The 23686-nt window shown below is 54.2% G+C and carries 18 protein-coding genes and 1 riboswitch; of the genes, 3 read left to right on the top strand and 15 right to left on the bottom strand.

Annotation, left to right across the window (positions count from 1 at the left end; all coding sequences use genetic code 11):
• Positions 1-39 precede the first annotated feature (39 nt).
• The 6 genes from F1381_RS05810 to F1381_RS05790 form a co-directional block, all read right to left on the bottom strand.
• Complete coding sequence (locus F1381_RS05810) at positions 40-1152, bottom strand: metallophosphoesterase (protein ID WP_151733893.1); 1113 nt, start codon at positions 1150-1152, stop codon at positions 40-42.
• A gap of 128 nt (positions 1153-1280) precedes the next feature.
• Complete coding sequence (locus F1381_RS05805) at positions 1281-2234, bottom strand: EamA family transporter (protein WP_151734222.1); 954 nt, start codon at positions 2232-2234, stop codon at positions 1281-1283.
• A 272-nt stretch (positions 2235-2506) separates the two neighbouring features.
• The gene (locus F1381_RS05800; RefSeq protein WP_151733892.1) at positions 2507-3475 is read right to left on the bottom strand and encodes an ABC transporter substrate-binding protein; all 969 of its coding nucleotides are present in this window, start codon (positions 3473-3475) and stop codon (positions 2507-2509) included.
• 160 nt (positions 3476-3635) lie between these two features.
• Positions 3636-3809, bottom strand: coding sequence for a hypothetical protein (locus F1381_RS28135; protein WP_187355214.1), 174 nt, complete (start codon positions 3807-3809; stop codon positions 3636-3638).
• A 121-nt stretch (positions 3810-3930) separates the two neighbouring features.
• Complete coding sequence (locus F1381_RS05795) at positions 3931-5283, bottom strand: sodium-dependent transporter (protein WP_151733891.1); 1353 nt, start codon at positions 5281-5283, stop codon at positions 3931-3933.
• A gap of 375 nt (positions 5284-5658) precedes the next feature.
• Positions 5659-6519, bottom strand: coding sequence for an alpha/beta fold hydrolase (locus F1381_RS05790; RefSeq protein ID WP_151734221.1), 861 nt, complete (start codon positions 6517-6519; stop codon positions 5659-5661).
• Positions 6520-6978: 459 nt separating this feature from the next.
• On the opposite strand from F1381_RS05790, the gene F1381_RS05785 reads away from it, so the two are divergent.
• The gene (locus F1381_RS05785; protein WP_151733890.1) at positions 6979-7641 is read left to right on the top strand and encodes a hypothetical protein; all 663 of its coding nucleotides are present in this window, start codon (positions 6979-6981) and stop codon (positions 7639-7641) included.
• Positions 7642-7771: 130 nt separating this feature from the next.
• Here the strand turns inward: F1381_RS05785 and F1381_RS05780 are convergent, their stop codons facing one another.
• Complete coding sequence (locus F1381_RS05780; RefSeq protein ID WP_151733889.1) at positions 7772-8770, bottom strand: ketoacyl-ACP synthase III; 999 nt, start codon at positions 8768-8770, stop codon at positions 7772-7774.
• Positions 8771-8817: 47 nt separating this feature from the next.
• Complete coding sequence (locus F1381_RS05775) at positions 8818-9177, bottom strand: hypothetical protein (protein ID WP_151733888.1); 360 nt, start codon at positions 9175-9177, stop codon at positions 8818-8820.
• A gap of 206 nt (positions 9178-9383) precedes the next feature.
• Positions 9384-9478, bottom strand: a riboswitch (cyclic di-GMP riboswitch).
• Between the two features lie 635 nt (positions 9479-10113).
• On the opposite strand from F1381_RS05775, the gene trpS reads away from it, so the two are divergent.
• Positions 10114-11106 (top strand): tryptophan--tRNA ligase, encoded by a 993-nt coding sequence (trpS, locus tag F1381_RS05770; protein ID WP_246187919.1) that lies wholly within the window; start codon positions 10114-10116, stop codon positions 11104-11106.
• A 68-nt stretch (positions 11107-11174) separates the two neighbouring features.
• Here trpS and F1381_RS05765 read toward each other — a convergent pair whose 3' ends face one another.
• Positions 11175-11942, bottom strand: a complete 768-nt coding sequence (locus tag F1381_RS05765; protein WP_151733887.1) for an SDR family NAD(P)-dependent oxidoreductase — start codon at positions 11940-11942, stop codon at positions 11175-11177.
• 304 nt (positions 11943-12246) lie between these two features.
• Between F1381_RS05765 and F1381_RS05760 the strand changes: the two genes are divergently transcribed.
• Positions 12247-12849, top strand: a complete 603-nt coding sequence (locus F1381_RS05760; protein WP_187355213.1) for a TetR/AcrR family transcriptional regulator — start codon at positions 12247-12249, stop codon at positions 12847-12849.
• An 80-nt stretch (positions 12850-12929) separates the two neighbouring features.
• Here F1381_RS05760 and F1381_RS05755 read toward each other — a convergent pair whose 3' ends face one another.
• From F1381_RS05755 to F1381_RS05730, 6 genes are all read right to left on the bottom strand, one after another.
• Positions 12930-16304 carry a GH36-type glycosyl hydrolase domain-containing protein gene (locus tag F1381_RS05755; protein WP_151733885.1) on the bottom strand — a complete coding sequence of 1125 codons (3375 nt, stop codon included), beginning with the start codon at positions 16302-16304 and terminating at the stop codon, positions 12930-12932.
• 77 nt (positions 16305-16381) lie between these two features.
• Entirely contained in the window at positions 16382-18592 is a 2211-nt protein-coding gene (locus tag F1381_RS05750) for a glycoside hydrolase family 3 N-terminal domain-containing protein (RefSeq protein WP_151733884.1), read from the bottom strand.
• A gap of 322 nt (positions 18593-18914) precedes the next feature.
• Positions 18915-19907, bottom strand: a complete 993-nt coding sequence (locus F1381_RS05745; RefSeq protein ID WP_151733883.1) for a LacI family DNA-binding transcriptional regulator — start codon at positions 19905-19907, stop codon at positions 18915-18917.
• A 45-nt stretch (positions 19908-19952) separates the two neighbouring features.
• Positions 19953-20777, bottom strand: coding sequence for a carbohydrate ABC transporter permease (locus tag F1381_RS05740; RefSeq protein WP_151733882.1), 825 nt, complete (start codon positions 20775-20777; stop codon positions 19953-19955).
• A 42-nt stretch (positions 20778-20819) separates the two neighbouring features.
• Positions 20820-21683, bottom strand: a complete 864-nt coding sequence (locus F1381_RS05735) for a carbohydrate ABC transporter permease (protein ID WP_187355238.1) — start codon at positions 21681-21683, stop codon at positions 20820-20822.
• 144 nt (positions 21684-21827) lie between these two features.
• Positions 21828-23072: a sugar ABC transporter substrate-binding protein gene (locus tag F1381_RS05730; protein ID WP_151733880.1), complete on the bottom strand. Its 1245-nt coding sequence runs from the start codon at positions 23070-23072 to the stop codon at positions 21828-21830.
• Positions 23073-23686 lie beyond the last annotated feature (614 nt).

Raw genomic sequence — 23686 nt, 5'->3', positions numbered from 1 at the left:
GAAGGGCCAACCCGGCTTATCCGTGTTGGCCCTTCTGCATTAACTATCAGAACTCTGGAAATGGACATGGATGGACACGACTTCCGCCCGCGACCCGATCCGGATCGGCGGCCCCCAAAAGCCAAAACCGGAAGACACGACAGAATGCATTTGGCCCTTCTGCAGGTATCCCCAATCATTCTCGAACAGCCTGTCGGTCACCAGATTGCCGGGAGCGATCTGCCCCCGGTGAGTATGGCCGGAAAGCATCAGGTTAATCCCCTGCTCCTCGGCAACGCCGAATTCCACCGGCTGATGCTCCAGCAGGATGACCGGTCCCGAACGGTCAACGTCTGCCATCAGTTCGGCAAGCGACGCCCGGTCCGGATCGCTGTAATCTTTTCGTCCGACAAGGGTCAGCCCGCCTCCGACCTCAATGGTTTCGTCATACAGCACCTGGAGTCCGCCTTCCTCCAGCAGTGCAATCAGCTCCTCCGTCTCCCCCTTGAAGCGGTCATGATTGCCCAGGGAAGCGAACACGCCCAGCGGAGCCTTAATCTCCGCCAGAATCCCGCCGATGCCTTTGTCCTTGTACGGTACAATATCATCATCCACAATATCTCCGGGGAGCAGAACGATGTCCGGTTTCAGCGCATTGATCTCCTCAACCATCCGCTCTGCATGAGCCTTGCCCGACAAATACCCGAAGTGCATATCGGATGCCATCACAATATGAAGCTCACCGGTCTCAGGACCCGGCTTGTCGATATGTATGTCATAAGACCGCACTACCGGGCTGTAAGCATTGAAGCTGCCATAGCCGAGCAACGCGATCAGCACGATCAGCGTGAGCACCCCCGACCATTTCTGGACGGCATGACGCGGCAGCCGGGTCAGCTTAGTCAACCAGATCATGAGGTGGACGAGCGGCAGCAGCATGGCCAATAAGCTGAACAAGGCCAGCCAGTAGCTGCCGATGACGCTTAAAACGGTCGAGCCGGCGACCACTCTGGACAGAATCAGCGAAAGGGCCAGAAAGATGAGCGTAGTAATGTAGACTAGCCGGAATCTGCCGGACACCGCTGGTTTAATCCACCTCCAGCCGCTCCAGCCGATATAGAACACGATCAAGCCGTATACAAGAATAAATACGAGTCCGAGGATGATAACCATTTGATTTCTCCTTATTCAGTCTATCATTAAGTATACCTCACCCAGCAGCTCAAATCGATTCCGCGTGAAAACAGGCCCATCTCCCTAGCGATAGCTTAGGGAAATGGGCCTTATCATGTAAGTGCTGTTTATTGATGAGCCGCTACGCTGCTCCCGCTTCTCCAGCGCAGCTTGTAAAGCTCCGGCAGCACAACGCCTAACAGCACCAGCACTACACCCGTCCACTGCAGGCCGCTCACCTGTTCATGAAGAACTATGGAAGACAGCAGCACAGCCACCGGCAGTTCAGCAGCACCCAGAATGCCGGCCATCGCGCCGCCGATATGCGGAACACCGATGGCGAACAGCACCGGCGGAATGAATGCGCCGAAGAATCCGAGCAGGAATCCGTACAGCAGCAATTGTCCCCACAGCAGGCCGTTGAACAGGAAATACGGCGGAAATAGAATGCACAGCAGCACCAGCCCGCCGGTAACCATCCAGGCGCTCCGGAAAGCCGGATGTGCGGACGGTACCGCCTTGCCGCTGAAAATAATGAACATCGAGTAGCTCACGGCGGAGAGCAGCCCCAAGACAAGTCCTGTCATATTAAATTCAGCGGACTCCTGATTCAGTATACCCGCCGCCAGCAACGTCCCTCCGAAAAGCAGCAGCAGCGTCAGGAGAGTAACTTTATCCGGCCGCTGGCGTTTGCTTACCGCCTGTATGAGCACGCTGATCCAGGTGAACTGGAACAGCAGAATTATCGCCAGCGATGCGGGAATGTACCGCAGGGACTGGTAATACAGCAGACCGGTAACGACGGTCGGCGCACCGGCAAGCATCAGCAGCAGCCGCTGCTTCCAGGTCAAGCGCGCAGGTAGAGGCCCAGCCGCTGCAGAGTTGCGGTCGCGGCCGGACTGCTTGCGGCTGGCTCTAAACTTCGTATATAAAGCCAGCAGCCAGGCTAGAATACAGCCGGTCAGCAGCTGGGTTCCGACAACCTCCCCCAGCTTGTAGCCTTCCCCGTAAGCGAGTACGACGATAGTCGACAGTATGCCGTAGCTCATGGCCCCCACAAGCACGGAAATCAAGTATTTCATGTCTTTCATATCTAAGATGCCTCCTGAATCTTCTGTTTCCGCCGCATCACGCAAATAAACCTAACTCCGTAACAGGGGCCCCTGGTTTCTGGGTCCTTGCCATCGTAGTTAGGAAGAATAGGCTTCCTGTAGAAACCCTCGCCCTGTGGTAATCGGTGACTGCGAGGTTATACGAGAAAGTTATGTATTTATCGGGTTGACGACTGTTCATATGTTACATGCCAAGTGAGCTGCCGTCAACCCTTATTCTTTAAATTTGTAATTCCCGGAGATTATTTTCCGGTATACAGCTTGGTCTTCATCAATGCTTCAAGGAAGGAGAATTTGCTGAACGCCGTGCCGCCCTGGGCAATCGGATCAACCAGATTTACGTATACATTGCCGCTCTTGACCGCCTTCAGGCTCTTCCAGATCGCATTCTTCTGCAGGTCTTCCAGCGCCTTCGGGTTATCCTTGTTCTCGTCAGCAGAGAACTGCACGAACAGGTAGTCCGGGTTGATCGCGGCAAAAGCTTCCAGAGACACGAGCTGCTGCGCCTTCACCTGAGCGATTTCCTGCGGAACTGCCGCTCCGAGATCAGCGTACAGGGAACGGTTAAAGAATACATCCTTCGGATACAGATACAGATTGCCGGAGCGCACGCGGACTGCAACGACCTTCTTACCCTTGAACTTAGGCGTCAGCTTCACCTTGGCCTCTTTCAGCTCACTCTGATATTTCAGAATCGCTGCCGTAGACTCCTTCTGCTTGCCGGTCAGCGCTGCCAGCAGCTTCAGGTTGTCCATCCAGTCGGTGGCGATATGCGATACCGGGATGGTCGTGGCGATCTTTGCCAGCTTCGCATTGGTTTCATCCGGGAACTTCGTGCTGCTGAGAATGACATCCGGCTTGAGCTTGAGGATAGCCTCCAGATTCGGCTCCGTCTTCTCGCCGATCGGCTGTACACCTTTTGTGATCTTCGCGAACATATCTGGGAAGTCACCGCCTACAGTCAATGCGCCCTTTGGCTTGAAGTTCAGCACCAGCGCATCTTCCAGCGCCTCGATGGCGCCTGCGATGACAATGTTGTCGGTCTTGGCCGGAACAGTGTAGACCTTGCCTTTATAGGTAATCTTCTGCGTCTTTTGCGCAGCCTGCGCAGCTTTGGCGACACTCGCCGGCGCGGCGTTGATGCTTGCCGCTGACCCGATATTTAATGCCATAACACCGGCCAGTACCAGACCCATCAATCTCTTCTTCATGACCCGCAACCACTCTCCAACCCCAGTATTTTTTAGTGATAATGATTATCACTATCACAATTATCATAGTCCATCTTTACTTGTGTGAACATGGACTATAACCGTAAATAAGCTGGACGATTTGCGGATTATGGCCATTGGCGTGTTGCTTTTCAGTTCCTTAATACAACCGTTCCTCTCCGGTAATCGGGTTGGTAAATGCCTGTTCCACATCGCTGCGCGTCAGTTCCTCTGCGAATTCCGTTCCCTGTTTACCGGTACGGTCCGCAGGCTGCAGCTTCTTGTCCGCTGCCGCTTTGTTTTTCGGGTCTTGCTCCGGTTGGCTGTCCATCATGTGCACGCTCCTCCAAAGTATAAATTTGCCCCCATAGGTTACGGCCATTTCCGGGTTTTTATACGACTAGCGGAGAATACTGAAAGCCTGCAACCGCAGGGTTGCAGGCTTTCAGTATAAATCAGAAGGACAGGATGCCCGATGTGTGCAGCAGCACCAGGAATACCAGGACGGGGGCAACATACCGGAGCATGAACAGCCAGATCCGGAACCAGCGGGCCTGCAGTCCGGCGGCTTCGGCCGCCCCTTTCCAGAAGTATCCGGCAAAAACCGTAATCAGCAGGCCGCCAAGCGGCAGCATGATGTTGGAGGTGACAAAGTCCACCCAGTCGAACAGCGCTTTTCCGCCAAAGGACAGCTCCGGGACCGTTCCGAGCGACATTGCAGAGGGTACGCCCACCAAAAAGCAGATGAGGGACAAAATCCAGACTGCGCGCGCCCGGCTCCAGTTCCAGCGTTCCATAGCATAGGATACGGGAACTTCCAGCAGAGACACTGCCGATGTCAGAGCGGCAATCGCCAGGAGGATAAAGAACAATCCGCCGAACAGACCGCCGAAGGGCATCGCCGAGAAGGCCGCCGGCAGCGCGATAAAGATCAGCGATGGCCCTTGATCGGGAGCGATCCCGAAGGAGAAGGTTGTCGGAAAAATAATCAGTCCGGCAATGAACGCATAGATCAGATCCCCGGCCCCAATCGCCAGGGTGGCCGAGCCCAGCGATTGTTGCTTATCCACATAAGAACCGTAGGTCAGCAGAATCCCCATCCCGAGCGACAGCGAGAAGAAGGCATGTCCCAAGGCAACGAGAGCGGATTCCGCCGTAAGAACAGAGAAATCCGGCTTAAGGAAGAAGGATACGCCCCCCGAAGCTCCGGGGAGGGTTAATGCACGGATCATCAGCACAATAAGGAGTATGACCAGTCCGGGAATCAGCACTTTATTAAATTTTTCGATACCGCCCGCTACCCCGAGAACAACGACGCCTGCCGTAATCAGCATCGCTACTCCCTGCCAGGCAATCGGCTGAACCCCCGAGCTGAAGGAACTGAACGCCCCGGCATAATCGGTAGTGCTGAACAGCTCACCGTTAAAGGCAATTACTGCGTAATATAAAGTCCAGCCGGCTACAATCACATAAAAGGACAGGATCAGAAAAGGAGCCATCACCTGCAAAATCCCGGCTGCCTTCCAGCCTCTTCCGCCTCCCGCGCGAATAAACGAAGTCGCTGCACTGCCCCGCCCGCTGCGGCCGATAGCCAGCTCAGCCAGCAGGACAGGCAAGCCGATCAGCACCAGGCAGACAATAAACAGCAGGAAGAAGGCTGCGCCGCCGTTCTCTCCGGTAATATACGGAAACTTCCACATATTCCCGAGACCCACCGAGCTGCCGATGGCCGCCAGAATAAAGCCGCTGGACGAAAAACGCTCCTTTTTCTCCGAAAGCAGGTTTGTTTCATTTTTCTTTTGATTCATGGACGATCCCCATTTTCTTTTTTTAGAGCCCATTATAACCTAACTTAATGCGTGAGATATATACTATTTTTTATTTTTAATATAGATTTAATCCCCAGTACCTCCAGTCCGGGCGGCCGGTATTCAACACAGATACTGACATAACCCAGCGCCATGAAAAAACAGAATGGCCGGCAGGCCTTTAGAATCGTTATGCACTGTGTGCGGATTTGCAGTGTATATATTCAAGTGTAAATGCCCATAAGCCGGGCTCTCAGCATATACCCGTTCTTCTACCGTACATTCAATCATCCCGTGTCTTCTCCGATCTGGCCGGCAACAAACGCCGAGCATAAGCCTACTACTGAAACCAGGCAATATCTCCTTCTAATCGCCTCATTTTTGCCTTGGAAAAAGCCAGTCCATCAGCTCCCGCTCAAACGTATCCGGTTCCTCGAACATCGGATTATGTCCGCTGCACTCGAACACTGCTGTGCGTACATGCGGACAGGTGCCGTCAGCGAAGTCATCCCAAAGAGACAGCGGACCGACCAGATAATCATGTCTGCCGAGTCCCAAGAAGACCGGTTTGGCACACGACCGTATGGAGGCTGCCAGATCCAGTGAGGCAAAGACCTCTCCCCACAGAAAATCGATAACCGGCATATTCATCTGTACGCCAGCCCAGTGATGCGCCGCATCAAACGTATAATCGAAAAAGCTTTGCGCGCCAGCCCGGATGCACATGTGGGCGAAACGCCGCCCGGGTTCCCGCCGGATATCCTCCTCCAGAAGCGCCATCTGCTGCATGAACTGGTTCTTGCGCTCCGGACTTGCGTTACGCTCAAAAGCTTCGGCACTTTGCTTCTGCCGCTCCCTGCTATTGGATGGTGCCGTATTGAGCAGAACCAGCTTCTGCACATGCTGAGGATATTTCTGCGCGTAAGCCATTGCCATAAAGGCATGACCCGAGTGGCCCATCAGTATCATGTCCTGCAATCCCAGCTGCTGCCTGGCACATTCCATATCTTCAAGAATCGGGTCGAGCCCTTTCAGCTCCGGTGCATCAGGCTGCAGCGGCTGAACGAATCCCCGGTGGTCCAGAAAGATCAGTTCACAGCCGGCATAGCGTTCACCCGGAAACAGCCGTGGATAATAAATGCTGCTGCCGATGACCAGAACCGGGATGCCGCTGCCCCGTCTATAGTAGTTAAATTTATAACCGCCGCAATGTACGGTTCCGCTTGATTCGTTCATATTCATTTTCATTTCCCCTTTGTTGTTTTGGTTAAGCCTCACCCCCTTTCACAGCAGCTTCCATGATGTTCTCCATCGAACGTTCCAGCATCATATACCTACTCCTTCCGAATTAGCTAACATTGACATAAACGTTCGCCGGACCGGGCCACAATCCCTTCCCTGCCGTGGCAACGATAACGATTATGGTTATGGTGATTGCCCGCAGCCCCATTTGAGGTAATGAATCTGAAAGGAGAGGAAGGAACACTTATGTCCAGATCATTATTTTGTCAATTAGTTAGAAAGCCGGTACTCGTCATGCTGGCTCTCACCGCCCGGTCATCGCCATAGGGATCGCGGATTGAATTTGTGTAGCGCCGTATGAATGCGGGTACTTAAATGACAAGTGAAATCCGGCCATGCCGGGCAGCCTGCGAACGCGGCCTGGGACCTTGACAACGAGAGGAGACACCACACATGGACACATGGATATATTTCATAATCACGTTATTGTATCTGGGGCTGCTGATGTACGGACTAACTTTATTCCTCGGGGATTCGATACGGTCGGCCTGCTATAGCCTGCTTGCCGTAACCGCGGCGCTGGTCTGGGATAACGGGGTTATGGCTGCGGGAACAACCATCGGGGAAGGGGACCTGCTGGAGTCATTGAACCTGGCGCGGTATTGGCTGCACGCCTTCTGTACGCCGCTGCTCGTCCTGGTCAGCTATGATTTGATCCGGCGTACGGGCAGTCCCTGGGCCGCGACCACAGCGGCACGGGGGGCAGCCTGGCTGTTCACGGCCGGTCTCATCATCATGGAACTGGCGACGCATACCTTCTCCCTTCAGCTTCGGCCGGTGCTTGAATACGGTGCACTGCGCTATGTGCCTGCCGAGGAGACTTCCGGGCCTTCGTTGTTGGTCATTCTAATCATGATCCCGCTTTTTACAGCCGGTGTTGTGCTTTGGAAGCGGAAGGTCACTTCCCTGCTCTTCTGGGGTACGCTCATCATGCTGGCCGGCAGCGCGATACCGGTACCGCTGGAAAGCTCGGCGGCCACCAATGTGCTTGAACTGATCCTGATTGCTTCCCTGTGGCTGGCAATCCGTGCGCAGCAGCGGCAGAGTTCACATTAATCCCGGCGGCCAAGGCTAGCTTTGCCGGCACAGGCAGACAGCCTGAAACATAGTATGTTTGAACGCTAACAAGCCTGCGCAAATGCGCAGGCTTGTTTAATAAACGTGAAAATCTATAACCATCCGGCGGTTAAAGCCGCCACAGTGTTGCACAGGAAGTAATCCCTGCACCTACCGACCACAGGAAGAAGCGGTCGCCCGGAACCAGGGTGCCGTCCTTCATGGCATGATGAAGCGTAATGAACGGACTGCTCGTGCCTGTATATCCGTAAATATCGCCGATATAAGGAAACTTAGTCATATCCTCTCCCAGCTGTGCCGCGATATCCTTGATCACACTCAGGTTGAGCTGGCTCAGGATATAATGCTTCACATCCTGCTTCACAAGACCTTGCTCCTGCAGAAGCTGTTCAATATTGGACACCGCCGTCGGGAAAGCGACGTTGACATTATACTCGGGATGGAGATAGATTCTCTTGTCTTCCATTGGAATGTCCGTATCGAACATCCGGGTCATTCCGCCTGCCGGATACAGCATATCTTCCGCTTTCTGCGTATTGGTATAATACAAGGAATCAATGAATCCTGTACCTTCCTCCTCCACGCGCTCCAGCAATACCGCACACGCGGCGTCCCCGCACAGACCCTTGGATGCCAGGTCGCTCTCTTTATAGAACCGGGCAATCTGCTCGGAGCCGACCACCAGCGTGTATTTCACGCGCGGGTTCGTCATCATCGAACGGGCGGCCTGATCGGCGGCAACCACCATGCCTACGCAATTCGCGTTGCTGTCATAGACAATGCAGCTGTCCTTGCCCTCAATCGCCTGGTGCAGCAGAGCCGCATCCGTCGGCGCAGAGAAGTCGTGGGTCCCTGAGGAGAAGACGATCATATCGAGATCGCTGCCCTGCAGTCCGCAGCCGGCCAGGAGGGCTTTGGCGGCCTGAATGGCCATATAGAGCGTGCTTTCTTCGTAATCATTGGCATAGTACCGGTTCTTGCGGCCAAAAAACTCCCAAATTCCGATCAGCTTGCCGGCATTCTCACCAGCCAGCTCTGCCAGCTCCTCATTGCTGACCGCAAGCGCCGGATGGTACACTTCAGTGCCGATTATTTTTACATTCGCCATTAAAGACCACCCTTTATCTGCATGGTATGTTCATATGCACTCGAACTTTATCCTTTGACGATAGCCCAGGCTTCGTCCACTGTATCTACAAAATGCCCCTGGAATTCCGCTTTAGGTCCTACCCGCTGCAGCTGTGATTTGGCCACAACCTTGACCGGATTTACAAGCACGCAATGCTTGAAGCCGTTATACATGACATAGCAGCGCTCCAGCACCGGCAGAATATCCGGCTTGAAGGCCGCCATATCGGTGCAGTCGATAATCAGCGACATATCCTTAATCGGCAAGGTCGGAAGCGAAGCTTCAAAAATATCCACTTCTTTGATGGTTTCCGCCAGGTCGGCGAAACCGTGCAAGCTGATAAAAATGGTATTATGTTCGGGATACATTTTCGTTTCTGCGATCATGGGATATTACACTCCTGTTCAATATTTTTCAGAATCATTCAAAGGTGTTTTCAGGAAAAGACACAGCACGGCTTCTTCAGCCGCATACTGCCGATAAGCTACGTCCCGGAAATAGGCCGAACGCTCCGCCTGAGCGGACAGATAACGTAATCCAGCATAGTTGCAATTCTCCTCTGTTGTATTTAGACAACAAAAAACCAAACTACATGAGTAACCCCGCTGTCATACCGCTGCAGATCCTTGCGGGTTAGACCGGTGGCTTTGCGTCTTCCGCCTTTCGGCGGAGTTGCCTTTGTTCATCAGCTGGCGCTTCAGAAAACAAACATATATTGGTATTTATTATCTATGTATTTATTAAATTCGACAGAATTCTGGATAATCCTTCTTTTTAATTAACAGGATTGATAATAAATTTTTTCGTAAAAAATACAACCTTTTCCTTGAAACGCCGTCTATAAAATCTATGTGGTTGAATTTTATTGCAGATTGCAGTAATATAAACCCTATATTTGGAACAACGTTGACAAAGAGTAAGTAGCCGAATGCGGCGGGACTTGCAGAGAGCCGGTGGTTGGTGTGAACCGGTGTCCGGCATTTGCGTGAATGGACTTTGGAGTTGCTTCTCCGAACCGCCGGATAGGCTGCAGTAGGAGAATGCCGGGCTTCCCGCCGTTATCACGGGAGCGGTATCGAGACCGGAAGCTCATGGTTCTCCGCACCGTTACAGCACAGGCCGCTGCATCCCGTTTATCCGGGCTGTACGGTTGTTTAAGGTGGCACAGCGAAGTTAACTTCGTCCTTAAGGGGACGGAGTTTTTTTTATTGCCTGAAAGGGGGTGATGGCCGTGGAGGATGGCTGGTGGCGCTTCTGTTCAATGCAGAATGATTCGGAACTGAACCACATTTATCAACCATTATTTTCTAGGAGGAATTTCTATGATGCAAGAACGTGTATTAACAGGAGACCGGGTGACCGGCAAACTCCACCTTGGCCATTACGCCGGAAGTCTGAAGAACCGCGTAGCGCTGCAGGAGCAGTATGAATCCTTTGTCTTTCTGGCCGACGTGCAGGCGCTGACCACCCATTTTGACCGTCCGGAAGTCATCCGGGATCATGCGCGTGACATTGTGCTTGATTATTTGGCCGCAGGCCTCAAACCGGAAAAAACAACGATCTATGTGCAGTCCCTAATTCCGGAGATCGCCGAATTGACGATGTATTTCTCGATGTTTGTCACGGTCAATATGCTGCGCCACAACCCGACCGTCAAAGCGGAGTCCAAAAACAGCAGCCTGGATGAGCTGTACTACGGCTTCCTCGGTTATCCGGTAAGCCAGGCGGCCGACATTGCCTTCTGCAAGGCTACGCTGGTGCCTGTCGGCGAGGACCAGCTGCCTCATTTGGAGTTGGCCCGTAAAATCGTCCGCCGCTTCAACGAGCTGTACCGGCCGGTGCTGGTCGAGCCCAAAGCGCTGGTCAGCGAAACGCCGCGGCTCATCGGCACCGACGGCAGCGCTAAAATGAGCAAGAGCCTGGGCAATACGATCACGCTGGATGCCAGCGCGGAAGAAATCGTCTTCAAGATTAGAAAGGCAAAGACCGATCCCGCCCGCATCCGCAAGCATGATCCCGGCCATCCGGAGATCTGCCCCATCTATGCTTATCACCAGGCCTTCATCTCCGCTGAAGCGCCGGAAATCCGCGAAGGCTGTGAACGCGGGACCATCAGCTGCACTGCTTGCAAGGAGCGCATTACCGCCGCACTGGAGCAGTTAATATCACCGATGCGCGAGCGCCGGGCCTACTATACAGAGCGTCAGCAGCTGGTAAATGACATTGTTATGGACGGTACGCAGCGCACCCGCTCCCTCGCCCGGGAGACAATGCTGGAGGTGCGGGAAGCAATGAGCTTGAATCTATTTGGCTGAAAACAAAATAAGGGGCCGGGGCTGCATAAGTGCAGCCCCGGCCCCTCTTATCTCCCCTGTGCGGTTGTTTATTGTCCGACCATACCGCCGTCCACGGTGTACAGGGAAGCCGTCACAAACGATGCTTCCTCGGAAAGCAGGAAGTTCATGACCGCAGCCACCTCTTCCGGCTCACCGTAACGGCCCATCGGGGTCGCCGCTTCGTTCACTTTCTTATACTCTGCGGCATTGCCGAAATTGTTCTCGATCTTGCGCATCATCTGCGTGTTGATCGTGCCGGGAAGAACGGCGTTGACGCGGATGCCCAACGGCGCAAGCTCGTTGGCCGCCACGCGGGTCAAGCCGATAACCGCATGCTTGGACATGATGTAAGGGGACATGCCGGGTGCACCCATCAGTCCGGCCAGCGAGGAAGTGTTGAGAATCGCGCCGGATTTCTGGGCTTTCATCACCGGGATCACATAGTGCAGACCGAGAAACACGCCTCGTACATTGACATTGTAGACCTGATCCAGCGCTTTGACCGCCATTTCGTCAATGGGTGCGGATGGGCCTTCGATACCTGCATTATTGGCAAAGTAATCGATTGTGCCGAATCGTTCCACTGCTTTATTTACATAATTCTGTACATCTTCTTCCTTCGAAACATCGGCTGCAACCGCCAGCGCATGGGACTCGTCCAGTCCAAGCTCAGCCATCACCTGCTTGATGGCGTCCTCCTTCAAATCGACCAATACGAGATTCAGTTTACGTGCGGCCAGGCGGCGGGCCAGCTCCTTGCCGATGCCTCCGGCAGCGCCTGTGATTACAGCAGTTTTGACTTGTGTTTGACTCATGATTATCCCATCCTTCGTTTGTATAGTAGGTGCTTAAATGTAACTTACTATCGTATAGTGCCTTTACATAAACTAGCTTACACCTCTATACTTGTCGTGACAATAATCAGGTTTGCAGCTAATGTTGCTTAACCGACAGACCGGAGCCCAATGTGTTCAGGTTGTGCTCATTTTGCACACTCAATACTTAAATGTTGATTTTATTATGCAGTAACATATATCACAGACAATAGAAATCCTTTATTTCTTTATGGCGGTTCATGGTTATACTTATATTAGATTGTGGACATGGGGGCAGATGGCAATGATGCCGGAAGAACAGACAAACCGCAGAACGCGCAGAACCAGGCTGGCCTTGAAGACCGCTTTTATTGAACTGATTCTGGAAAAAGATTACGACGCAGTGACCATACTCGACATCGCAGAGCGTGCGGATTATAACCGGGGGACGTTTTACAAGCATTTTATCGATAAAGAGGACTTGCTGCGTGAAATTCACGATGACTTTCTGCTGCATATATCGGAAGCGCTGGTACAGCCCTACTCGGGACTGCAGCAGGTCGATGCGGCAATGATTGCACCGTCGATACACGAATTATTCCGGCATATTGAGACGCACAAGGACGTTTTCCTGGCGCTGCTGTCGGTCAGCCGCGAGAAACTGAGGGCCGATCTGCTGCAGACCTTCCGCCACTCGATGCAGGAGGACATGCATATCGAGATGAAGCCGGGGGCGCCGCAGCTGGACTACGAGATTATTCTGAGCTATCAGACCTCCGCCACGGTCGGCGTCATTATGTACTGGGCGGAAAGCCGGTTTAAATATTCGGCGGACTTTATGGCCGGTCAGCTCACCCTGCTGGTGAATACGCCGATTGATCATATTGTTTTTAAGCGCAGAACTTAACCATTTCCTGCAGAAACAGCAACGGACCCGGTTCCCGCCTGAGGCGGTACCCGAGTCCGTTTTTAGTCTGTCCATTATACTTACATATAAATGTCAATCGTCAAAGGCTCTTCCGTGCGCAGACGGTCAATTTCCGCGCGTTTGATCCGCAGGCCGCCTATCCGGTACGGATTGACCAGCCGCTCTGCCTCTGCTTCAGCTCCATTCACCTTCACGCTTTGGAGATGTTCGCCGCCGCAGTGATAGATAAATTTCACCGGCAGGCCGCCGTATTCGAACCGGAATACCGTGCCGTCCATTTCCGCCGGCAGCACCGGATCAATGACGAGATCGCCGCTGTCTTCGCGGATGCCCAGCACATTGGAAATCAGCTGGTTCATATAGATTCCGGGACCACTGGAATAGATTCTCCAGCCGCCCTTGACCGGAACCTTGCCTTCGCGCAGCTCGCCGAAGCGGCGGTCCGCCTCGTACCGCGTGGCGAACTTGCCGTCCGAGCTGCTGAAATAGGCGTTGCTCTGCCGCAGCTCGGCGTTCGGCACGGCGTCGCGGATGCCGACCGGATTGATCGTCAGGAGGCCCTTCCAGACCTGGTCCCGCTTGCCGGTCTTGGCCATCGCCTCCACGAAGCGGATGTGGGCATGCACATATTGCAACCCGATTTCCCGCCCGAAGTTCGCCGCCTGCTCCGCCCGCTTGAAGTGCATGCTGACACCGCCGGCATACTGCGCCGGATGGTTCATCAGCCGCACGCCGTCCGGGCAAAGGAACTGCTCCTGAATCAGCCGGTAATGCTCCTCCATCTGCTCCGGTGTGAGCAGCTCGGCGATCATGCTGCGCGTCATCGGCAGCAGGCGGTACTTAATCCCGGTCTCCTCATCTTCCGGATGCAGCATCAGCCGCGGCTGTGCCGGATCCTCAAAGTACATGAAGCCGGGGATCACATCTGTACCGAGGAGATAACGGTTGAAATCGGAGCGGATGCCTTCCGCCATTCCGTTCAGCTCCTCCGACCAGGAGGCTTCGCTTTCCTCAAGCACGCGCGCCAGGCCGAGCACCGCCTGGTAAGTCAAAGCCACAGTCCAGCTGCTGACCATATACTGCTTCAGCTGGCTATTGGCAGGCTGCAGGGTGTCATCCCAGTCTCCGTCGCCGTAGGAGGAGAGGAATGTGCCGTGCAAAAAATGCGTACGGATATATTCCAGCTCCTTGCGCGCATGCTCCCGCACTGTAGCCGTCTCTTCCGTAAACTGGAAGCCATGCTTGCGTGTGTACGGCACTTTCTCGTCCAGAATCCCGTAATCGCGGGTGGCCCGTAAATAATCGCCCAGCACCTTCAGCGGCCAGACGATAATGTCGCCATGGCTCTCCTCCTGCTGGATGGACGCATACTGGTCGAACATAAACCATTGCGGCCAGCTCCCGTCTTCCTCATACTGATGGGCAAATACCGTCAGCAGAATCTCGCGGACCTGGTCATATTTATGGGTGGCGAGAAAATATTCCACCGGCCCCTGGCACACATCGCGCGTCCCCCAGGCTGCGCCGCCGTACTGTTCAAGCCCGTGCGGTACAGAATAATGGACCAGCATGTTGTGGGTGTACCACCAGGCGAGCGCGTTCACCTTGAACAGCTCCGCTTCGTCCCCGCCGGTGCGGGTCAGCTTGAAGCCGTTCATGACGCCGGACAAAAATTCCCTGTAGCGTGCGGTCTCCTGCTCAAACGATGCCTCACCGGCCGGACGCGGCTTGCCGTCCAGCAGGCCCTGGAACGTAATGCTCCAGGCGCTGCTGGCTTCAAGCTCCAATACGGTCAGCGCAGCGCTGCCCGGAGCAGCGCCTTCACTGAGCAGTGTTTCATCCCCGGTCCGGTAATCCGCGCCTTCGGGCAGCAGCCGGTAGGCAAGCTCCGGATACACGCCGGAGCTGATGCCGCCATCTGCACGGAAGACAAGGGCGCCGGATTCCTGTGTGAGCCGGTAAGGCAGCTCATATTCCGCCACATTCATCGTAATCTGCTGGCTGACAAGGAAGCGGTAGGCAAAGCCGCCTGCCGAACGCACCTCCAGCTTGATCTCCGGTGCATCGCAGCGGGTATAGTTGGTGATGATCAGCGTATCATCGGCTGTTTTATAATACCAGCGGGCATAATTCAGCCCGATCTCGAACAGCGAGGGCATTGTCAACAGACGGTACAGGCCATCCTTCTCCACATAAATCCGCTGGCCGGAGGTCTTGAAGACATTCAGCGCATTGCGGCTGTTGGAGATCATTTTATTGAAATTGGTATTCCCGACAACCACCTGCGAGTTGAAGATTCCGTACATATAAGAGGTGGTTGTCATCACTTCCGGATTCAGCCGCGCATTGTCCCCGCTCATCAGAATATGGCCGTGCGGCCGTTCGACCCGCAGCTCCTTCTCCTTCAGCACTACATGCTCATAGGTGTCGGTGAAGAAGGAGAGCAGCTTGCCCTCCTCCCGCTCTTCCTGGCGCTTCACCGGGAACAGCTCCGTCAGCTCCTCTTCCGTCAGCGGCAGGGTCTCAAGCGGCTCACCCAGCTTCCGCGAGCGCGTAACCGGCGCCTGCCAGTCAGCCGCAGTCGGTGCTGCCGCGCTATTTACGGCCTGCTCTCTCGCGGTACGCACAAGATCTGCGAACTCCAGCTCCGTTACCGCTGCCGGATGATCTTCGCGTAACAGTCCGTAGAACGTGAAGCTTACCTCTCCGCCGAGCTCTGTTACAGGCGACTGCAAAGCCACATAAGCAAATTCATATTGGTAGATTTCAGCGGCCAGACGTTCGCGGTACAAGGCCTCCGGCTTGTCGGTTTCCTTATAGCTCAGGCCGAAGAACTGAAAGCCGTCAGTGGAATAGGACACGGCGCCGCCGAGCAGCCCCTGCTGCAGGTAAGGGAATTTCCCGCCCTGCGGCTGGTTCTGGCGCGAGCAGACGGTATACCCGGTCTCCCCGCTGCCGAATACGGTATGATCGATATATTGCGATAAGTAAGCTTCATTGCTTGTAACCGCACCGGGAGCGGCGATGCCGACATCCTGGGCATAGACGAGGTCTACCCGGGCTCCGCTGCCCGCAATCGTCACATCCCAGAACCATACATCGTGTTCTGTTAAGGTGAATACCACCTTGTAATGAACAGCTTCCTTCAGTCCCGGCACAGCAGCGGCGGCAATGGCTCCTTCCCATACCAGAGCGTCGCCCGCCCGGCCGAAGCGGCTGCCCGATTTCACGCCGAGCAGCGGAAACGGATGAATGCCTTCCGGTGTATGCACGCGGAGATAAATATTGCCGGCGGCGCCGTCTACGGCGCTGGAGAGCAGCTGGTTGATCATCATCTGGCCGGAGACCGCCTGATACAGATCCCCGCCCGGCAGAAACGTAAACGCTGTTCCGCCTTGTTGAAGTGACAGCTTGGTGCCTGATACAGTTGTCATTCTTCTCACTTCCTTATCAGCAGCGGGTAGTTCCCGCATTATTTATGTTCTTTATTCGTTCCATTCCACTGCCGGAATTACACCAGACGGAACTCGGCTTCCAGCACATCTCTGCTGCTGCTTCCGGCGAAGAGCCGGAACCGGCCCGGGTCACTGCTGAGCGACAGATCGCTGTGATGATAGCGCAGCTGCTCTTCCGTCAGAGTCAATGCGACCTCGCGGCTCTCTCCGGGAGCGAGGGTAACCTGCCGGAACGCTTTAAGCTCCTTAACCGGCCGGACCACCTCGCCGGCCACATCGCGCACATACAGCTGGACCGTTTCGGTTCCGGTCATGCTGCCGGTATTCGTTACTGTGACCTTCACTTCCAGCTCCCCGCCGGCGGTCATCTCATGGGTCGAGAGCTGCAGGCCTTCATACTGATAGCTGGTGTAGCTGAGTCCAAAGCCGAACGGCAGCAGCGGATCATTCGGAATATCCAGGTATTTCGAAATGTAGCGGTTACCCTTCTCCTTCTCGGCAGCCGAGAAGGGCCGGCCGGTGCTGTAATGGTTGTAATAAACCGGTACCTGTCCCACGGAGTAAGGGAAGGACATGCTGAGCCGTCCGGACGGATTGCTCCGGCCATACAGCAGGTTCGCCAAGGCTTCGCCACCTTCGCTTCCCGGATACCAGGCCTCCAGCACAGCATCTGCGGCGTCATACACGCCGTGCAGGTCAAGCGGCCGGCCGTTGAACAGCACCACCGCCAGCGGCTTGCCCGTCTCCTTCATCAGGCGGACCAGCTCCAGCTGCGCTTCCGGCAGACGGATATCGCTGCGGCAGCCGGCTTCGCCGCTCATATAGGAGGCTTCGCCCAGGGCCAGCACGATTACATCGGCGTCCTGCGCCGCCTGCAGCGCCCCATCCTTCTGCGCTACGCTGATGCTCTCGATGCCGCTGCCTTCAGCGATCACGATATCGCCGGGATCGGCCGCGAGCTGCTGCATCGCTCCGCCCAGCTTCACTGCCGTCTCGGTATCGCCCAGCCAGGACCACCAGCCGAGGATATCGCCGCTGTCCGCAAACGGGCCGATCAGCGCAATCTTCTGCCCTTGCCGCAGCGGCAGCACACCTTCGTTCTTAAGCAGAACGGCGGACTGCTCAGCCAGCTGCCTGGCGACCTCACGGTGCTCCGTGCAGCGCATGATTTCCGCTTCGGCCGCCGGATCGGCGCCGCGCAGCGGGTTCTCGAACAGGCCCAGCTTCTCCTTAAGCTTCAGGATACGCAGCACGGCTTCGTCCAGCAGCCGTTCCTCCACCTTGCCTTCACGCACCAGCTCCGGCAGGTGGTTGATATAGCTTGCCGTCATCATATCGATGTCAACGCCGCTCATCATCGCCTTGAGCGCCGCTTCCTTATCGTCTTCGGCCGCCCCGTGGGCCACAATCTCCTTGATCGCCGCCCAGTCGGAGATCACGACGCCGTCAAAGCCCCATTCCTCCCGCAGCAGGCTGCGCAGCAGCTTGCGATTCCCGGTAGCCGGCATGCCCTCTACAGTGTTGAAGGAGGTCATTACCATCTCGGCGCCGGCGTCTACCGCCGCTTTGTAGGCCGGCAAATAGTATTCGCGCAGCTGGCGTTCCGACAGGTCGACCGTGTTGTAATCCCGGCCGCCTTCCGCCAGCCCGTAAGCGGCGAAATGCTTCACACAAGCGGCTACCCGCGACACGTCGCCGGTCAGATCTTCACCCTGGAAGCCTTCGACAAAGGCTCGGGCGAAGACCGAATTCAAATAGGGATCTTCCCCTGTAGATTCCATTACCCGTCCCCAGCGCGGATCGCGCACCAGATCGACCATCGGGGCGAAGGTAACATGAATGCCTGAAACCGCTGCTTCATGTGCGGCTACCTCCGCGCTGCGTGAGGCCAGCTCCGGATTCCAGGAGCAGCCGATGCCCAGCGGAATCGGGAAGATCGTCTTGAACCCGTGCACGATGTCAGCCGTGAATAATAACGGAATTCCCAGTTTATTATTCTCAAGATGCGCTTTCTGTACAGCGATCATCTTCTCGGCGCCGGAGATGCCGAGCACTGAGCCCGCATTCTGTACAGTCTCGCCGCCGATGCCAAGCTCCTCCATCGGTCCGGTAATCTCGGAATGACCGCCGGGCTTATCATAAAAAGGGGCTGCCAGCTGAAGCAGCTGCGCCGCTTTTTCTTCCAAGGTCATAGGTTGTATATACTTCCGGTACAGTGGTTCATTCTCAAGAGATGCCTGATTCTCTACAGCTACATTGCGATTCATCGTTCTCCGCTCCCTCCTATTTCGAAACGTTTCTATTAATATTTTTGTTTATTCTAAAGGAATATTTAGGTTTGTATATCGTATTTTTCATAAACGTTTCACTCAAAACGTATGGATAAGCCCCGTTTAGTGCGATGCGCTCATATCTCCAGCATATGCAAAGCATGTAATCTTCCCCGGGCAACTCCATACGTCACTCCGCCAAGTACACGTTATGTTGAGGATTGGCTGCGGCAAGCCTATGGTGATCCTGCCGGTCCGGCCATAGGTACGGTCCGGACCTCCAGCAGCCTGCGGCCGGATCGGCCCCATCCCTGCTTAATCAGGTATGGGCTATCACCGATTTCCGGTCGATCAGCTCGATTTTTAACTTATAAATGTCATTGACGCTATCCCCGTTAAGCATCTGGAACAGCAGATGCCCGGCCAGCGAGCCCGATTCATACATCGGCTGCCGGATGGTCGTAAGCGCAGGCTGGATGTACTCGGCTAACTGGATATCGTCGAATCCGATGACCGACAAATCGCCAGGCACCGATACGCCCGCCTCTTCCAGCGCCTTCAGTCCGCCGATGGCCATTTCATCATTACCGTAGAAGACCGCCGTTGGTAAATCCCCCTGCATGAGCATCATCTTGGTCGCTTTATGGCCGCCGTCGCGGACGAAGCCGCCGCTGAGCCGCCATTTCGGCTTCTCCTCCAGTCCCGCTTCCTGCATCGCCCGCAGAAATCCCTGATACCGCAAGGCATTGTCATACGAATTGGCCGGACCGCTGATGTAGGCAATGGAACGATGCCCCTTCTCGATCAAGTAACGCGTGGCGGTATAACCGCCCTGCTCGCCGTCCACAACGACGCTGGTGAGCCCTGATCCGGAAAGCAGCCGGTCCATCACCACAATCGGGAAGCGGCTGCCCGCCGAAGCCTGGAGAATTTCATCCGAAATATTCTGGGCCAGAACAATGGCGCCGTCCACTCTTTTCTCAAGCATGAACCGGACCGCCGTCGACTCCTTGCCGCCCATGGAGCTGCAGGCGATCAGATCATAATTATTGGACAGCGCGACATCCTGAATGCTGCGGATCAGCTCCGAATAATAGGGGCCCGACAGATCAGTCAGGATCAGGGCGATTGTGTTGGTGCGGCTGCGCTTAAGATCCATGGCAAAGCCGTTCTTCTGATAATTGAGCGTCCGGGCCGCTTCCAGCACCTTGGCCCTTGTCTTCGCACTGACCTTGCTGTCGCCGTTCATCGCATAGGAGGCCGTCGAGAGCGCGACTCCCGCCAGCTTTGCTACATCTTTTATCGTTGCCATGCTGTTCAACCTTTCGTATAAGACCTTCGCAGGTGTGTCCTTATATTATTTCATGCCCGAGATCGTATATCCTTCTATGATATGCTTCTGGAAGAAGATAAATATAATAATGATCGGCACGACCATAAAGGCGGCTCCGGCCATTTGCAGCCCGTATTCCGTACCGTACTGCCCCTTGAGCAGCGAGAGGCCCACCGACAGGGTATAGAGCTTCTCATCATTGGCGATAATAAGCGGCCACAGAAAGCTGTTCCAAGCTCCGATAAATGCCAGAATCCCCTGGACGGCGAATACCGGCTTCACTACCGGAACCATCAGCTGAAAGAAAATCCGCAGCTCGCCAGCGCCGTCAAGCCGGGCTGCTTCAAGCAGATCATACGGTATGGTGGACATGAACTGCCGGAACAGGAAAATCCCGAAGGCCCCGACCAGTCCGGGAAGCACAATCCCCCCCATGGTATTGACCAAACCCAGCTTGTTGATGATCAGATAGGTCGGAATCATGGTCACCTGTCCGGGAATCATCATCGTGGCGAGAATCAGGAAGAAAAACTTGTTTTTGCCCGGAAACTCAAATTTGGCGAAGGCATAGCCGGCCATTGCATTGAGAAACATGCCGACAAAGGAGAAGAAGACGATAATCAGCGTATTTTTCAAATAGACCAGAAAGTCCATTTTTGTAAACAGATCTCTATAGTTATCGAGCGTCGGATTCTGCGGAAACAATGCCGGCGGAATCACGGTAAATTCATTTTCCGGCTTGAATGAGGAGCCGATCATCCAGATAAAAGGCACCATCATCAAGAGGCCTCCGAAGATCAGCAGCGCTGCCATCAGCCATTTTTCCATCGTTTTGACACGAAAAGCCATTCTAGTTCCCTCCTTCTTGCGAGAAACGCCGGCAGCGCCGGATTAATATTCCACTTCTTTCTTTTTGACCGCGAATTGGATGACTGTCGCAATGATAATGATGACGAAGAGCACGAACGAACCGCTGGCCGCATAACCGAACTTGCTGAGCTGGAACCCGTTATTGTAAATAAAGAGCGCCATGGACATCGTCGCATTGAGCGGACCGCCCTTGGTCATCACCAAAGGTTCTTCGAAGAACTGAATCCAGCCGATCAAGGTCGTAATGGTCACAAAGAAAGTAGCGAATCCGAGCAGCGGCACCGTTATATACCGCAGCTTCTTCCAGCCGGTGGCCCCGTCAATCTCCGCCGCCTCATAATAAGTGCGCGGAATGCCCTGCAGCGCCGCCAGGAAAATAATCATGTTGAGTCCGATCGCCTTCCAGAACGCCATCAGAATCAGCGAGAACTTAGCGAGAGCCGGGTCCTGGAGCCACTGCTGTGCAGGCAGTCCGAACCAGGAAAGCATATGATTGAACAACCCGTAGGTTCCGTTATAAAGATAGCCCCATACTACCGCCACAGCGACGATATTCGTGATGGACGGCATGTAATAGATGACGCGGAAGCTTTTGAAGAGCCAGCCTGTCCCGTAATTCAGGAGTAGAGCGACGCCCATGGAGGCCACGACGACCATCGGCACCCCGATGACCACGTAAATAACCGTGTTGTACATCGATTTCAGGAACACGGGGTCTTTGAAAATATCCACATAATTCGCAAAGCCGACGCCGCTGATATTGGAGTAATCCGCCAGCCCGACCAGATCCATATCCGTAAAGCTGATCACCAGCGCGATAAAAATCGGTATGATTGAAAACAAAGTCAGCAGGATAACGGCCGGCGCGATAAACAAATACGGCATTTTATGCTTGTTCCATTGCTTCAGCAATGTATTCACTTTCCTCACATCCCTTCACATTACTCCGGCATATGCCCGGCAGAGTAACCGGAGCAGGCCGGAACCCCAGTTCATATGGAAGATTCCGGCTCTCTCCTGCACCCTTGCTTAGTTGTTGCCGAGCAGATCGTTCGCCTTCTCGTTCAGCTTATCCAGTTCGCTCTGAATATCTGCACCGCCGACCGTAATCTGTTCGAAGCTGGCCATAGCGGCCTGGGCGATTTCTTCGTATTCCTTCACCATCGGCGCCGGACGCGTAGTTTCCAGCTGCTTGCCGAAGGCCGCGATCATCGGATCGGACAGGGCTTCATTCTCCCAGGCCGCCTTCAGGGCAGGCATGGAATTGGAGGTTTCATAGTATTTCAGCTGCGCTTCCTGGCTTGCCATGAAAGAGAGGAATTTCGCCGCTTCATCCGCATTCTTCGTGTAGCTGAAGATCGACATATTCGATCCGCCGATGGAGGAGACATTCGTTTCCTTGGCCGGCAGCGTAGTTACCGCCCATTTGCCGTCGATTTCCGGAGCCTTGTCCTTCACGGTCTGAATCATCCACGGACCGCTGATGAACATGCCCATTGTGCCTTCTTTAAACGCCGACACGGTGTCGAGGTCGGTACCGAGCGGCGACAGTCCTTCGTCGTAGAAGCTCTTCAAGTATTCAACCATTTCAACATAAGCAGGCTGATTGTACTGCGGCTGGCGGTTCTCGTCGATCAGCTCGCTGCCGTTCTGCCAGGCGAAGATGGCCGGGAAGATCGAGTCCTTGCCTTCAACCGGCAGGGCGTAATGACCGGCGCCGCCTTTCTCGACCAGCTTGCGGCTGGCATCCTTCAGTTCGTCCCAGGTCTTGGGACCTTCCGGATAGCCGACCTCAGCCAGCAGATCGGTACGGTAGAACATGGCACGCGTCTCAACGTAGAATGGAATACCTACGGTCTTGCCTTCATATTGCGTCGTCTGAACGGCTCCTTCAAAGAAGTTGTCCGGCTGAAGCTCCGGATATTGTTCAATGTACGGCGCCAGATCCATCAGCGCGCCTGCCGCCGCAAATTCGGGGATCCAGGTAGTGCCCATCTGCACCACATCAGGGCCGTCCTTGGAAGCCACTGCAGTCAGCAGCTTATCATGGGCGGAATCCCAGGGAATCGCCTGCACATCCACTTTGATTCCCGGATTTTGCTCCTCATACATTTTGGCGATCGGGTCGACTGTATCCGATGTACCCATGAACCAGACCTTCAGCGTCTTCGTATCGCCTCCGTCTGCCCCTTCGTTCGAATTGCCGCAGCCTGCCACAATTACAGAGAAGCCCAGCAGCGTAGACAGCACAGTGATTCCGGTTTTTTTCTTCATTGTCTTTTCACCCCTGTTTTAGTGTAAGCCATTCATTAGAAAATCATAAATAAAGCCCTTACATCGAAACGTTTCGATTTATTTCGAAAAAAAATTCTCTGCTTTCTAGGAAGATTGCGGCTTTTTCACAGACTCCACAGTACTCAGTAACCATATTATGGAGGAATGAAACAGTATTTCGACATTATTCTTCATAGATAAAGCATAAAGGTGACTGTGCTTGTTGTGAAGTCTCTCCGGCTATTCGAATCGTTTCGATGAGTTCATTATATGACTCTTTGTGAGCGATTTCAAGTATGTTGACAAAAAAAATGTCGAATAGCGCATTTTCACTTTCTGGTGTCTGCCGAAAGGCATTATTATACGAAGAGGCTCCGCCTGTTGGCGTAGCCTCAAATTATTCCGGTTAGTAATCGCTATAAGATGAATAATTCAATAGTTTGTTTCATCTAGTTGGATTTTCGCAATCTAATTTAGCCATTATCCTGATTTCAAGTCACCTAATTCGATAATCACCACTAGCGTTGCATAAAAGCTGACATTAGCCAAATGGTATAAATTAACTGTCCATAAATAGAAAAAACTCTATTGTAAGAAGGTAGGCACGTTGTCCA

Source organism: Paenibacillus tengchongensis (assembly GCF_008973665.1).
Taxonomy (GTDB): Bacteria; Bacillota; Bacilli; order Paenibacillales; family Paenibacillaceae; genus Paenibacillus_AQ; species Paenibacillus_AQ tengchongensis.
This window is presented reverse-complemented; position numbering and strand designations above follow the sequence as displayed.

Excerpts from the sequence above, each read along its gene's own strand:
- F1381_RS28135 (WP_187355214.1), bottom strand. The coding sequence starts at position 3,809 with ATGATGGACAGCCAACCGGAGCAAGACCCGAAAAACAAAGCGGCAGCG.
- F1381_RS05805 (WP_151734222.1), bottom strand. The coding sequence starts at position 2,234 with ATGAAATACTTGATTTCCGTGCTTGTGGGGGCCATGAGCTACGGCATA.
- F1381_RS05740 (WP_151733882.1), bottom strand. The coding sequence starts at position 20,777 with ATGGCTTTTCGTGTCAAAACGATGGAAAAATGGCTGATGGCAGCGCTG.
- F1381_RS05810 (WP_151733893.1), bottom strand. The coding sequence starts at position 1,152 with ATGGTTATCATCCTCGGACTCGTATTTATTCTTGTATACGGCTTGATC.
- F1381_RS05735 (WP_187355238.1), bottom strand. The coding sequence starts at position 21,683 with ATGCCGTATTTGTTTATCGCGCCGGCCGTTATCCTGCTGACTTTGTTT.
- F1381_RS05765 (WP_151733887.1), bottom strand. The coding sequence starts at position 11,942 with ATGAGTCAAACACAAGTCAAAACTGCTGTAATCACAGGCGCTGCCGGA.
- F1381_RS05795 (WP_151733891.1), bottom strand. The coding sequence starts at position 5,283 with ATGAATCAAAAGAAAAATGAAACAAACCTGCTTTCGGAGAAAAAGGAG.
- trpS (WP_246187919.1), top strand. The coding sequence starts at position 10,114 with ATGATGCAAGAACGTGTATTAACAGGAGACCGGGTGACCGGCAAACTC.
- F1381_RS05745 (WP_151733883.1), bottom strand. The coding sequence starts at position 19,907 with ATGGCAACGATAAAAGATGTAGCAAAGCTGGCGGGAGTCGCGCTCTCG.
- F1381_RS05790 (WP_151734221.1), bottom strand. The coding sequence starts at position 6,519 with ATGAACGAATCAAGCGGAACCGTACATTGCGGCGGTTATAAATTTAAC.
- F1381_RS05755 (WP_151733885.1), bottom strand. The coding sequence starts at position 16,304 with ATGACAACTGTATCAGGCACCAAGCTGTCACTTCAACAAGGCGGAACA.
- F1381_RS05750 (WP_151733884.1), bottom strand. The coding sequence starts at position 18,592 with ATGAATCGCAATGTAGCTGTAGAGAATCAGGCATCTCTTGAGAATGAA.
- F1381_RS05785 (WP_151733890.1), top strand. The coding sequence starts at position 6,979 with ATGGACACATGGATATATTTCATAATCACGTTATTGTATCTGGGGCTG.
- F1381_RS05780 (WP_151733889.1), bottom strand. The coding sequence starts at position 8,770 with ATGGCGAATGTAAAAATAATCGGCACTGAAGTGTACCATCCGGCGCTT.
- F1381_RS05730 (WP_151733880.1), bottom strand. The coding sequence starts at position 23,072 with ATGAAGAAAAAAACCGGAATCACTGTGCTGTCTACGCTGCTGGGCTTC.
- F1381_RS05775 (WP_151733888.1), bottom strand. The coding sequence starts at position 9,177 with ATGATCGCAGAAACGAAAATGTATCCCGAACATAATACCATTTTTATC.
- F1381_RS05800 (WP_151733892.1), bottom strand. The coding sequence starts at position 3,475 with ATGAAGAAGAGATTGATGGGTCTGGTACTGGCCGGTGTTATGGCATTA.
- F1381_RS05760 (WP_187355213.1), top strand. The coding sequence starts at position 12,247 with ATGATGCCGGAAGAACAGACAAACCGCAGAACGCGCAGAACCAGGCTG.